Genomic DNA, 13,220 nt, shown 5'->3' on the forward strand with positions numbered 1-13,220 from the left:
CGCCCGGTTGACGGGATCATGGAATCCTTAGATGTGACACGCCGTCAGTTCACCGCCGCCGCCGGGACGGTGGCCGCTGCCGCCGCCGTCACCGCCGTTGCCGGGGCGGACGCCGCCGCCGCGCCCGCCGCTCCCCGCTCCACCGCCGACTGGCAGACGTGCCTCGAAGTCGCCCGCGCGCTGCTGGTGGTCGACGAGCACGACCAGCCGCTGATCCCGCGGTACGAGAAGATCCTCCTCGGCGAGGGGCTGCCCCGGGCCGGCGCGGCGCCCAGGAACGTGCTCGTCGTCGGCGCCGGACCGGCGGGCATGGTCGCCGCCTCCCTGCTCAAGCGCGCGGGCCACCGCGTCACCGTCGTCGAGGCCAACGGGAACCGGGCGGGCGGGCGGATCAAGACGTTCCGCACCGGAGGCCACGAGAACGCCAAGCCGCCGTTCGCCGACCCGAAGCAGTACGCCGAGGCGGGCGCCATGCGCATCCCCGGCAGCCACCCGCTGGTCATCGGGCTGATCGACCGCCTCGGCATCGAGCGCCGCCCCTTCCACTACATCGACACCGACCCGGACGGGAAGCCGGCGTACCGCACCTGGATCCGCGTCAACGGGATCAGGGCGCGTCGCGCCGACTACGCCAAGAACCCGCAGGCGGTCAACCGCTCCTTCGGCGTGCCGCGCGCGTACGTGAACGTGCCGGCGTCCGAGATCGTGCGGCAGGCACTGGACCCGGTGCGCGACGAGTACAGCACCCGCCGCCCCGACGGCACCCGCGTCAACAAGCCGATGCCCGAACGCGTCGAAGGCTGGGCACGGATCGTCCAGCGCTTCGGCGACTGGTCGATGTACCGCTTCCTCACCGAGCACGCGAAGCTCGACACCCGCACGATCGACCTCATCGGGACGCTGGAGAACATGACGTCCCGGCTCCCGCTGTCGTTCATGCACAGCTTCATGGGCGCGTCCCTGATCAGCCCCGGCACGCAGTTCTACGAGCTGACCGGCGGCACGGCGGTGCTCGCCGACGCCCTCCTCGACGACGTACGCGACCACGTGCGGTTCGACCGGCGCGTCACCCGCATCGAGACGCGCGGCGAAAGAGCTTCCGGGCCGCGCGTGAAGCTGCACACCGTCTCCGAGGGGCGCGACGGCCGTGTGGTGCGCGAGGAGTTCTCCGGCGACGCCGCCGTCGTCACCATCCCCTTCTCCGGTCTGCGGCACGTTCAGGTCTCGCCCCAGCTCTCGTACCGCAAGCGCCGGGCCGTGAGCGAAGTGCACTACGACAGCGCCACCAAGGTCCTCCTCGAATTCAGCCGCCGCTGGTGGGAGATGAGTGAGGACGACTGGAAGCGCGAACTGAACGCCATGGACCCCGGGCTGTACGACGCCTACCGCAAGGGCGCGGTGCCGGACGACGGGCGGCTGCTCGGCGCCCATCCCTCCGTGCCGCCCGGTCACCTCTCCGAGGAGCAGCGCACGCACTACGCGGCGCACTGCTGGGTCTCCCGCGACCAGCCGGAGGCGGCGCAGGTCGTCGGCGGCGGGTCGGTGACCGACAACCCGAACCGCTTCATGTTCAACCCGTCCCACCGGGTGCCGGGCAGCGACGGCGGCGTCGTGCTCGCGTCGTACAGCTGGGCCGACGACGCCAGGCGCTGGGACGCCTACGACGACGAGGCCCGTTACGCGCTCGCGCTGCGCGGCATGCAGGAGGTGTACGGGCAGCGGCTGGAGGTCTTCTTCACGGGCGTCGGCCGCACCCAGAGCTGGCAGCGTGACCCGTACGCGTACGGGGAGGCGTCCGTACTGCTCCCCGGACAGCACACCGAGATCTTCCCGGACACGCGCACCCCGGAAGGCCCGCTGTACTTCGCCGGCTGCCACACGTCGCTGAAGCCCGCCTGGATCGAGGGCGCGCTGGAGTCGGCGGTCCGCGCGGCGCTGGAGGTGCACGCCGGCGGTCGCTGACGGCCGTACGCCGCGGTGCGGCCGGCCGCGTGACCGGCTGACGGTCGCACCGCGCGATCGATTCGAGCCTGTTCGCGGAGAGTTAACGCCGTTGTAATGGCCGGAGTTGCCGTTCGGGGCCTACTCCTGAACACAATGGTGCCGGTGCTCGACAGGGCGCCGCGCCCGCCACGACGTCCGGGGGAGGGGAGAGCGTGCCGCGGACCACCGCCGCCAAGGCACTGCTGCTCGCGGTGTTCGCGCTCCTGTCCCTCGCGGCCGCGACGGGCGGCTCCGCCGCGGCGCCCGCCGCGGAGCCGCTGTCCGTCACCGCGCCCGGGGCGGCCCCTCCCGTCGCCGGGCAGGGCTCCTGCTCGCCGCCCGACTCCGACGGTGTCGCCCGCTCCGGGCAGGTGCGCCGCGCGCAGCGGCCCGGGACCGGCGCGCCCCAGACGACCCTCCTCGCGGCCCACGCCCTGCCGGCCCCGCCCGCGGACCCGGCCCGGCACGCCGTCGCGACCGACGGCGGCGCGCCCCGCGGCCACGCGCCGTCCAGATCGGGGGAGCTCCCGGTCGCCCTCCAGGTCTTCCGCTGCTGACGCGGCCGTACGGACCGAAGATCCGTACGCGTTGAGCGGTACGGGACGAAATCCCGTACTACGTACCGATACGTCATCACGGCCCTGCCCTCGCTCCTGGAGGCGATCCCCCCATGCAGACCTTCCTCGACCCTGCCCGCCCGCGGTGCCCCGGCGCGGTTCCCGCCCGCCGGCCCGCCGCCGACGCGTTCCTTCCGCTGTGAGCGCCGGCGTGAACCCCGTGAACCGGAGTGTGAGGAAACTTCTCGGACGACGTGACCCCGGTGACCTGCGGGCCGACTTCACCGCCTCGCTCGTCGTCTTCCTCGTGGCCGTGCCGCTGTGCGTGGGCGTGGCCGTCGCCTCCGGCGTACCCGCCGAACTCGGTCTGGTCACCGGCATCGTGGGCGGCCTCGTCACCGGGCTGCTGCCCGGCAGCTCCCTCCAGGTCAGCGGCCCGGCGGCCGGCATGACGGTGCTCGTGTACGAGGCCGTGCAGGCGTACGGGATCGGCGCTCTCGGCGTGATCGTGCTGGGCGCGGGGGTGCTGCAGCTCGCCATGGGAGCGCTCCGGCTCGGCCGCTGGTTCCGGGCGATCTCGATCGCGGTGGTGCAGGGCATGCTCGCGGGCATCGGACTCGTGCTCATCGCGGGCCAGTTGTACGCATTGGTCGACGCCGAGGCGCCGGCCGGCGGCCCGGCGAAGATCGGCGGCCTGCCGGGTCTCGCGGCCGGCGTCTTCGCGTCCGGACCGGCCCTGGCCGCCCTCGCCATCGGGGCCGGCACGGTGCTGGTGCTGGTGCTGTGGCCGAGGATTCCGGCGGCGGCGCGCGTGCTGCCCGCCCCGCTGGCGGCGGTTGCGCTGGCGACCCTGGCCGCCGTCGTCTTCGACCCGCCGGTCGCCCGGGTCGAGGTGCAGGGCCTGCTCGACGCCGTACAGCCGCCCGGCGCCGCCGACTTCGGCCGGCTCGCCGAGGCCGGCCTGCTGGGCACGGTGATCGCCTTCACCCTGATCGCGTCGGCCGAGAGCCTGTTCAGCGCGGCGGCCGTGGACCGGCTGCACGACGGACCGAGGACCGACTACGACAAGGAGCTCGTCGCCCAGGGCGCGGGCAACACGGTGTGCGGCATGCTCGGCGCGCTGCCGATGACGGCGGTGATCGTACGCAGCTCCGCCAACCTCCGGGCAGGGGCGCGCACCAAGGCGTCCCGCGTGCTGCACGGTGTGTGGCTGCTCGTCTTCGCCGCGCTGTTTCCCGCCGCGCTGGGGGTGATTCCGGTGGCCGCGCTGGCCGGTGTGCTGGTGCACGCGGGCTGGAAACTGATCCCGGTCAGGGACCTGGCTCCACTGTGGCGGGAGCACCGGGGCGAGGCGGTGGTACTGGCGGCCACGGCCCTCGCGATCGTCGTCACCAACATGTTCGAAGGGGTGCTGATCGGCTTGCTGCTGGCGGTGGCGAAGACGGCGTGGGAGACCTCCCACGTCCACGTGGAGGTCAGCGCCGGCGACGAGGGCCCGGCGGGCCCGGTCCGCGTCCGCGTTCTCGGCAACGCCACCTTCCTGCGCCTGCCGAAGCTCCTCGACGCGCTGGAGGCGCTGCCGCGCGACCGGCCGATCGAACTCGACCTGACGGGCCTGCGCCACATGGACCACGCCTGCGGCGCCGCCCTGACGAGCTGGACCGACCGCCACAACGAAGCGGGCGTGGAACCGGTACGCGTCGCCGCCTGACCGCCCCTTGTCCGCGGTCCCCCCCGTCCCCGGCCGAGCCCTGAGCGCGGCCGGGGGTGAGGGCCGCGTTCGGGCCTGCGGCGCGCACCCCCGCCGGGGCGCGCCGCAGGCCCTGGCCACTCCGGTCACCCGTGCCAGGACCGCCACAGGGCCGCGTACGCGCCGTTCGCCGCCACCAGTTCGTCGTGGCTGCCGAGTTCGCTGATCCGGCCCTCCTCGACGACCGCGATCACATCGGCGTCGTGCGCCGTGTGCAGCCGGTGCGCGATCGCCACGACCGTGCGGCCGTCGAGGACCCGGGCCAGTGACCGCTCCAGGTGGCGCGCCGCCCGCGGGTCGAGGAGAGAGGTCGCCTCGTCCAGCACCAGCGTGTGCGGATCGGCGAGCACCAGGCGCGCCAGCGCGATCTGCTGCGCCTGCGCCGGGGTGAGCGTGTGGCCGCCCGAGCCGACCTCGGTGTCCAGCTCGTCGTCCAGCGCCCGCGCCCAGCCGTCCGCGTCGACCGCGCCGAGCGCCGCCCACAGCTGCGCGTCGTCCGCGCCCGTACGGGCCAGCAGCAGGTTGTCGCGCAGGGAGCCCACGAACACGTGGTGCTCCTGGTTGACCAGCGCCACGTGCTCGCGCACCCGCTCGGCCGGCATCCGGGACAGCTCCGCGCCGCCCAGGGTCACTTCGCCCGCGCGCGGGGCGTAGATGCCGGCCAGCAGCCGGCCGAGGGTGGACTTGCCCGCGCCCGAGGGGCCGACCAGCGCCATCCGCGTCCCCGGCGCCACGTCCAGGCTCACCCGGTGCAGTACGTCGACACCCTCGCGGTACCCGAAGTGCACCGCGTCCGCCCGTACCGTCCGGCCGTCCGGCGCGAGCCGCCCCTCGCCGGCGTCCGGCTCGATCTCCCGTACGCCGACCAGCCGCGCCAGGGACACCTGCGCGACCTGGAGTTCGTCGTACCAGCGCAGGATGAGGTTGACCGGGTCGACCAGCATCTGCGCCAGCAGCGCGCCCGTGGTCAGCTGGCCGACGTCGATCCAGCCCTCCAGGACGAAGACGCCGCCGATCAGCACGACCGAGCACAGGATCGTGATGTGGGTGACGCTGATGACGGGGAAGAGCACCGACCGCAGCCACAGCGTGTACCGCTCCCACGCCGTCCACTCGCGCACGCGCTGCTCCGAGAGGGCCACCCGGCGGTCGCCGAGGCGGTGCGCCTCGATGGTCCGTCCCGCGTCCACCGTCTCCGCGAGCATCGCGGCGACCGCGGCGTAGCCCGCCGCCTCCGAGCGGTACGCCGACGGCGCCCGCCTGAAATACCAGCGGCACCCGGCGACCAGCACCGGAACGGCCACCAGGACGGCCAGCGCCAGCGGCGGCGCAGTGACGGTGAGCCCGCCGATCAGCAGCCCCGCCCACACCACGCCGATGGCGAGCTGCGGCACGGCCTCGCGCATCGCGTTCGCCAGCCGGTCGATGTCGGTGGTGATGCGCGACAGCAGATCGCCGGTGCCCGCCCGCTCCAGGACGCCCGGCGGCAGGCCGACCGACCGTACGAGGAAGTCCTCGCGCAGGTCGGCCAGCATCTCCTCGCCGAGCATCGCGGCCCGCAGCCGCATCCGGTTGGTGAACAGCGTCTGGACGAGCAGGGCGACGGCGAAGACCGCCGCCGTGCGCTCCAGGTGCAGTTCGCGGGCCCCGTCCGCGAGGTCCTCGACGAGCGAGCCCAGGAGGTAGGGGCCCGCCATCGAGGCGATGACGGCGACCGCGTTGAACGACACGAGCACGGTGAACGCCCGGCGGTGCCGGCTCATCAGCTCGCGTACGTACGTCCGCACGGTCGCGGGACTGCCGACGGGCAGGGTCGTCGCCGTCTGCGGTGCGGCCGGGTCGTAGGCCGGTGGCGCCACGCCGATCATGCCGATTCCTCGATTTCTTCCCGTACAGCGTGTTCCACGGGCCGTGCGATCACGGCGTTCGCGGCGTCTTCGGATTCCGTCTCGCGGGTGACGACCGCGCGGTACCGCGGGTCGGTGTGCAGCAGTTCGCGGTGCGTGCCGACCGCGGCGACCCGGCCCTCGTGCACGAGAACCACCCGGTCGGCCTGGTCGAGCACCAGCGGCGACGAGGCGAGGACGACGGTCGTACGTCCTGTCCGCAGCCGCTTCACGCCCGCCGCGACCCGCGCCTCGGTGTGCGAGTCGACGGCCGAGGTCGGCTCGTCCAGGACGAGCACCTCCGGGTCGGTCACCAGAGAGCGCGCCAGCGCGAGGCGCTGGCGCTGCCCGCCGGAGAGCGAACGCCCGCGCTCCGTGATCCGGGTGCGCATCGGGTCGTCCGTGCGGTCGGCCGCGGCCTGCGCGAGCGCCGCCAGGACGTCCGCGCACTGCGCCGCGTCCAGCGCGTCCGCCGCCGACACCTTCCCGGAGGCCGGTACGTCGAGCAGCTCGGCGAGCGTGCCCGACAGCAGCACCGGGTCCTTGTCCTGGACCAGTACGGCGCCCCGAGCGGCGATCAGCGGCAGGTCGTCGAGCGCCACCCCGCCGAGCAGTGCCGAGGGCGGCGTCCCGTGCCCGGCCCCGGTCCCGGCCGCGTCGGCGTCGTCGGCGGCGTCCGAGGTGGAGTGGCCGCCGAGACGCTCCGCGAGCCGGCCCGCCAGATCGGGGTCGCCGCACACGACGGCGGTGAACCGGCCCGCCGGGGCGAGCAGTCCCGTCGCCGGGTCGTACAGGTCCCCGGACGGGGGCGCGTCACCGGCGGAGGTCCGGGCGTCGTCGTCCGGCGCGTGCGCCGTGCGCTCCAGCGACAGCACCCGCGCCGCGCGCTTGGCCGAGGGGCGCGAGAAGGAGTACGCCATCGCGATCTCCTCGAAGTGCCGGAGCGGGTACAGCAGGAGCGTCACCGCGCTGTACACGGTGACCAGTTCACCCACCGTGACCCGTCCGTCGAGAGTGAGCTTCGCGCCGTACACCACGACCGTGATCAGCAGCAGACCCGGCAGCAGGACCTGGACCGCCGAGATGAGCGCCCACATGCGGGCACTGCGGACGGCCGCTCTGCGCACCTTCTGCGAGGCGTCGCGGTAGCGGCCGAGGAACAGCTCCTCGCCGCCGATGCCGCGCAGGACGCGCAGTCCCGCGACGGTGTCGGACGCCAGCTCGGTCGCCTTGCCCGCCAGTTCGCGCTGCGCGTCGGCGCGCCGGGTGGCCTTCGGCAGCAACGGCAGGACGGCCAGAGCCAGTACGGGCACTCCGATCGCCACGACGACGCCGAGGGCGGGCTGGTAGACCACAAGCCCCACGCACACGACGACGAGTGTGAGGGCGGCGGCGGCGAAGCGCGAGAGCGCCTCGACGAACCAGCCGATCTTCTCGACGTCGCCGGTGGAGACCGCGACGACCTCGCCCGCCGCGACCCTGCGCGTGAGCGCCGAGCCGAGCTCCGCCGTCTTGCGGGCCAGCAGCTGCTGCACGCGCGCGGCGGCGGTGATCCAGTTGGTGACGGCGGTCCTGTGCAGCATGGTGTCCCCGATGGCCACCGCCGCGCCCAGCAGGGCGATCAGCCCGGCTGCGAGCGCCAGCGACCTGCCGGATCTGTCGACCACGGCCTGCACGGCGAGGCCCACGCCCAGCGGCAGCCCGGCGACGCCGCACTGGTGAAGCAGCCCCCAGGAGAGGGACTTCACCTGACCGCCCAGCTGGTTCCGCCCGAGCCAGTAGAGGAATCGGGGCCCTGACCGGACGTCGGGGACGCCCGGATCGGGATACGGAAGATCGCGAATCTGCATGACGTCCCACGGCTCGGTGTACTGGCTGAAACCGTGCAAGGTTCGCTTTTTTCCACCTGGCATGGCAATCGATTTACGGGCGCGAGGACACAGAACGCGCCAAGATCGCACATCCCGCTGGCGCCTTCGCTCGCCCCGGGCTTCACTCCTGACCCATGAGACGACCACACGTCATGGGCATGCTCCTGGGACTGGTCCTGGCCGCCGGATCCGTGACCGGGGCCGGCCAGGCGGGCGCGGCGGCCCCGGCGCCCCAGCCCGCCGGGACGGCCGCCGCCGTGGAACCGCCGGCGGAGTTCGGCAGCGACTGGCACGATCCCGTCACCGCCGCCCCGCCCGTCGCGGCCCCCGGCACCCGCTCCTGCCAAGTGAAGGTCGCGCGGGCCCGGTTCCGCGACTTCACCCCGTACAAGGGCCGGTACGCGCCCCCGGAGGGCTGCGGCGACCGCTGGAGCAAGGTGGTCCTGCGCCTCGAAGGGAAGGTCGCCGGACGGCAGTACGACCGGCTCGGCAACTTGAGCATCGGCGGGGTCGAGATACTGCGCACCTCCACCCCGCAGCCCTCGCCCGACGGCATCACCTGGTCCGTGGAGAAGGACGTCACGCGCTACAGCGACACCCTGCGCCGCGCCCGGCCCGTCGAGATGCTCATCGGCAACGTGGTCGACGAGACGTACACCGGCGTCATCGACGTCGAGGCGACCCTGACCTTCTACGCCGCGCAGGGCCGCGACCGGCCGGCCGCCGTTCCTGACCGTGTGCTCACCCTCGACGGCGACGTGCTCACCACCCCCCGAAACTCCGAGCGCATCATCGCCGAGGTGTACGCCACGGGCTCGGGCGGCGGCTGCGAGGAGTACTGGTATCTGTCCGCCCCGAAGGAGGCGCCGTACTCCTGCACGACGCCGGACGGCCCCTACCGGGAGGTGCAGATCACGGTCGACGGGCAGCTCGCGGGCATCGCCGCGCCGTTCCCCACGGTCTGGACCGGCGGCTGGTCCAATCCGTTCCTCTGGTACGTCGTCCCGGGCCCGCGCGCCTTCGACGTCAAGCCGGTCCAGTACGACCTGACTCCCTTCGCCGGACGGCTCAACGACGGCCGCCCGCACCGCGTGGAGGTCTCCGTCGTCGGCGTCCCCGAGGGGCAGACCGGCTGGAGCACCCCCGTCAACGTGCTGGTGTGGCAGGACCGGGGCAGCGAGGTCGTCACGGGCGCCCTGACCCGCCACGACGACGGGGCGCCCGTCAACTCCTCCCTGCACACCGCGGGCTCCGAGCACCGCGTCGACACCCGGGGCGGCCACCGGCTCATCGTCTCCGGCCAGGTGGACACCTCGCACGGCCGCGTCGTCACGACGGTGGACCGCACCCTGGGCCACACATCCGTCCACCGCTGGACCGACGGCGAGAAGTTCGACGCGCTCAAGGGCACGTGGACGGACCGCGAGACCGTCACCACCGACGGCCACGGCCCGGCCGCCGCCGTGCGCGCCCACCGCACGTACACGATGGACGGGACGACCACGCTCGGGGCGGGCGACCGGCTGCGCACCGTGCTGGCGCTCGGCGACCGCGCCGACACCGCCGAGGAGCGCGGCGGGAAGCGGACGTCCTGGTCGCGGCTGGACGACGCGTACGAGGGCGACGCGACGTACACGGCGAACGTCCCGCGCGACCAGCGGCACGCGGTCGGCACGTCGAGTGAGCGCTACCGGCTGTACGGGACGGCGGGTTGCTACGACCGCACCGTCGAGACCGCGCAGGGAACGGTGACGCGGGACAGGCTGCGCTGCGACCGGAAATTACCTGGAGGTATGTAGTGACTTCACATGCCGACGGCAGTAGAACCTGTTTCCGTTCACCTCGAGTGAGGGACGTCACATGAGTAACACCTCCAAGACCGGCTCCGGTTCTCGGGCCTTCTCGCGTCGTGGCTTCATTGCTGGAACAGGTTCCATTTTAGGCGCCGCCGCCCTCGGCGGTCGCGCCGCCGCCGCCCAGCCGGGCGTCGTCCCGGCGGCCGCCGCGATCGCCCCCGGGGCCCACGTCCCCGTTCTCGTGGTCGGCACCGGATACGGGGGCTCCGTCGCCGCTCTGCGCCTCGCCCAGGCCGGCGTCGACGTGCACATGATCGAGATGGGGATGTCCTGGGACACCCCCGGCCCGGACGGCAGGATCTTCGCCAACACGACCAAGCCGGACTACCGCTCCTTCTGGCTCCGTACGAAGACGAAACAGCCGCTCAGCACCTTCCTCGGCTTCCCGCTCGACAAGGAGGTGCCCCGCCACACCGGGATCCTCGACGCCGAGGACTTCAGCGGCATCACCGTCTACCAGGGCCGGGGCGTCGGCGGCGGTTCCCTCGTCAACGGCGGCATGGCCGTCACGCCGAGACGCGAGAACTTCGGCGGCGTCCTGCCGTCGGTGAACGCCGCCGAGATGTACGACGTCTACTACCCGCGTGCCAACGCCGGGCTCGGCGTCGACCACGTAGACCCGGCCTGGTGGGAGAGCGCCGCCTGCTACCAGTACGCCAGGGTCGGCCGCAAGCACGCCCAGCGTTCCGGCTTCCCGTTCGTGTTCGTGCCCAACGTGTACGACTGGGACTACATGAAACGCGAAGCGGCCGGAACCGTGCCGAAGTCGGCGCTGGAGGGCGAGGTCCTCTACGGCAACAACCACGGCAAGAAGACCCTGCAGCAGACCTACCTCGGCCGCGCGCGGGCGACCGGCCGGGTCACCGTCTCGGCGCTGCACCGGGTCACCTCCGTCACCCCCGCGTCCGGCGGGGGCTACACGATCGTCATCGACCAGATCGACACCACCGGCGACACCATCGCCACGAAGAGCGTGACGGCGGACCGGGTGTTCTTCGCGGCCGGCAGCGTCGGTACGAGCAAGCTGCTGACGAAGCTCAAGGCCACCGGCGCGCTGCCCCGCCTGAACGAGGAGATCGGCAAGGGCTGGGGCGACAACGGCAACGTCATGTGCGGCCGCGCCAACCACATGTGGGACGCGACCGGGAAACTCCAGTCCTCGATGCCCACGGCCGGCATCGACAACTGGGACGCGGGCGGGGCGTTCGCCGAGGTGGCGCCGCTGCCGACCGGGATCGAGACGTACGCCTCGTTCTACCTGTCCATCACCAAGAACCCGCACCGCGCCGAGTTCACCTGGAACGCCGCTGCCGCGCGGGCCGACCTGAACTGGCAGACGGCCTGGAAGCAGCCGTCCATCGACGCCGCCAAGACGATCTTCGACAAGATCAACGCCAAGGAGGGGACCATCTACCGGACCGACCTCTTCGGCGGGTCGAAGATCTGGGGCGACCACCTGACGTACCACCCGCTCGGCGGCGTGGTGCTCGACCGGGCCACCGACAACTACGGCCGTCTGCACGGGCACCCCGGTCTCTACGTCATCGACGGCTCGCTGATCCCGGGCAACGCCAGCGTCAACCCGTTCGTCACCATCACGGCGCTCGCCGAACGCAACATCGAGAGGATCATCGCAACGGATCTGCGGTGACCGTCCCTCCGGGGCCGGCCGGACGCACCGGCAGGCCCCGGACCCCGCCTCAGTGCCCGGGCAGCACGCACACGGTGTCGAGTCCCAGGACGTGGTTGAGCCGGCCGAACGCCAGCCACGACCCGATGCTCATGCTCAGCTCCACGATCTGGAGCTGGCTGTAGTGCGCCGTCATCCGTGACCAGAACGCGTCGTCGAGGCCGTGATGGTCCAGGGCGTACCGCTCGGCGTACTCGGCGGCCAGCCGGGTGCGGTCGTCGAAGGCGTCGGTCGTGCGCCAGTGCTCCACCGCCTCGGCGAACTCCTCCTCGACCTTCCGCCCGTCCCGTTCGGTCCGCCAGTCGAGGCAGAAGGCGCACCCGTTGATCTGCGCGATCCGCAGCCGCGCGGCCTCGAACTCGCGCAGACCGAGTGTCGTGTGGGCGTACACGGCGAGGGAGAAGTCCGCGGCGGCGGTCCCGATGCCGGGGACCATCTCGCCCCACACGTACTCGATGGCGTTCCTGCCCTCGGGGATGTCGATGTTCATCGTCGGCTCCTTCCGAGCTTGCCGACCCCCGGGCGCAGGGGGATGTCCAGCGCGTCGTAGAGTCCCGGCTTCGCCTCCGCGAGCCAGTCGATCGCGCCCACCAGGCGGCCCACGGCCGTGGCGTTGCCGCCCGCCGACCGGTTCTCACCCTCGTCCGTGGCCTCCACCGTGACCTCGATGCGGGGGCGGCCCTCGATGACGACCCGGTGCGCCCCCGCGCCGTCCGGCGGCGTCGGCCAGTCCGGGGCGCACGACGGGTGGATGCGGGTGACGTGCTCGATGACGATGCGCGGTTCGCCCGCGACGACGCCCTGCACCTCGAAGCGCACCGCCCCCTGGGTGCCCGCCGCGAACTCGCCCATTGTCCGGGTGGTCACCGTGGCGTCGAGCGGGCGCCGGTCCAGGGTCTCGCGGATCTCGTCCAGTTCGACGCCCAGCGCCCTGGCCATGAGCCGTATCTGCCCGCCCCACACCATCGTCGGGACCGTCGGCGCGAGCATGGGCGGCTCGTAGTCCATCGGTTGCCCCATGCCGACCAGGTGGCGGACCGAGTCGGGCTGGTCGTAGGTCGAGTAGTCGAAGATCTCCTGGCAGCGGATCACGTCCACCGTGGTGGCGAGTCCGCTGATCAGGAGCGGCAGTACGTCGTTGCCCCAGCCGGGATCGACACCGGAGACGAACAGTGAGCCGCCGCCCTCGGCGACAGCGGCCAGCACGGGCTCGCGCAGCTCCGGGGGAGCGTTGCGCTGGTCGTACAGTGCGTACAGCGAAGGGCTGACGACCACGGCTCCGGCCCGGATCGCCCGGACGATGTCGGCGAGGGCCTCGTCGGGGCGCATGTCGCCGGACGCCGCGTACACCACGGCGCGCGGACGGGTGGCCAGTACCGCGTCGACGTCGTCGGTCGCGGCCACCCCCAGCCGGCGGCCGAGACCGGCGAGGTCGCCCGCGTCGCGGCCCGCCTTGGCGGGGTCGTGCACGAGAACGGCCGCGAGCCGCAGCGCCGGATGGGCGTCGACGGCGCGGACAGCGGCGCGGCCGACATTGCCGGTTCCCCAGACCACCGTGGAAATCATGCGGCGGAGGGTAACGCGGGGGTCGGTCACTTCCCAGAGACGTGACCGCACCAATTCGACT

The 13,220-nt window shown here is 72.8% G+C and carries 9 protein-coding genes; 5 read left to right on the forward strand and 4 right to left on the reverse strand.

Going from position 1 to position 13,220, the window contains the following annotated elements:
* Window positions 1-18: 18 nt before the first annotated feature.
* The 3 genes from AC07FK_RS09895 (at window position 19) to AC07FK_RS09905 (ending at window position 4,251) form a co-directional block, all read left to right on the forward strand.
* Entirely contained in the window at window positions 19-1,962 is a 1,944-nt protein-coding gene (locus tag AC07FK_RS09895) for a flavin monoamine oxidase family protein (protein ID WP_479104167.1), read from the forward strand.
* Window positions 1,963-2,156: 194 nt separating this feature from the next.
* Entirely contained in the window at window positions 2,157-2,540 is a 384-nt protein-coding gene (locus AC07FK_RS09900) for a hypothetical protein (protein ID WP_479104168.1), read from the forward strand.
* A 232-nt stretch (window positions 2,541-2,772) separates the two neighbouring features.
* A complete protein-coding gene (locus tag AC07FK_RS09905) occupies window positions 2,773-4,251 on the forward strand; it encodes a SulP family inorganic anion transporter (protein ID WP_479104170.1) in 1,479 nt (492 codons plus the stop codon).
* 125 nt (window positions 4,252-4,376) lie between these two features.
* On the opposite strand, the gene AC07FK_RS09910 is transcribed toward AC07FK_RS09905, so the two are convergent.
* Entirely contained in the window at window positions 4,377-6,158 is a 1,782-nt protein-coding gene (locus AC07FK_RS09910; RefSeq protein WP_479104171.1) for an ABC transporter ATP-binding protein, read from the reverse strand.
* Complete coding sequence (locus tag AC07FK_RS09915; protein WP_479104946.1) at window positions 6,155-8,026, reverse strand: ABC transporter transmembrane domain-containing protein; 1,872 nt, start codon at window positions 8,024-8,026, stop codon at window positions 6,155-6,157. Before AC07FK_RS09915 ends, AC07FK_RS09910 begins: the two co-directional genes overlap by 4 nt.
* Before the next feature lie 155 nt (window positions 8,027-8,181).
* Here AC07FK_RS09915 and AC07FK_RS09920 point away from each other — a divergent pair, with 155 nt between their 5' ends.
* Both AC07FK_RS09920 and AC07FK_RS09925 read left to right on the forward strand, forming a co-directional pair.
* Window positions 8,182-9,846, forward strand: coding sequence for a peptide-N4-asparagine amidase (locus AC07FK_RS09920; RefSeq protein WP_479104172.1), 1,665 nt, complete (start codon window positions 8,182-8,184; stop codon window positions 9,844-9,846).
* Window positions 9,847-9,907: 61 nt separating this feature from the next.
* Window positions 9,908-11,554: a GMC oxidoreductase gene (locus AC07FK_RS09925; protein WP_479104174.1), complete on the forward strand. Its 1,647-nt coding sequence runs from the start codon at window positions 9,908-9,910 to the stop codon at window positions 11,552-11,554.
* Between the two features lie 49 nt (window positions 11,555-11,603).
* Here AC07FK_RS09925 and AC07FK_RS09930 read toward each other — a convergent pair whose 3' ends face one another.
* The gene (locus tag AC07FK_RS09930) at window positions 11,604-12,083 is read right to left on the reverse strand and encodes a carboxymuconolactone decarboxylase family protein (RefSeq protein WP_479104176.1); all 480 of its coding nucleotides are present in this window, start codon (window positions 12,081-12,083) and stop codon (window positions 11,604-11,606) included.
* Window positions 12,080-13,159: an NAD(P)H-dependent amine dehydrogenase family protein gene (locus AC07FK_RS09935; protein ID WP_479104177.1), complete on the reverse strand. Its 1,080-nt coding sequence runs from the start codon at window positions 13,157-13,159 to the stop codon at window positions 12,080-12,082. The genes AC07FK_RS09930 and AC07FK_RS09935 overlap by 4 nt, the downstream gene beginning before the upstream one ends.
* Window positions 13,160-13,220: the final 61 nt, after the last annotated feature.

Source organism: Streptomyces sp. NPDC046122 (genome assembly GCF_056429965.1).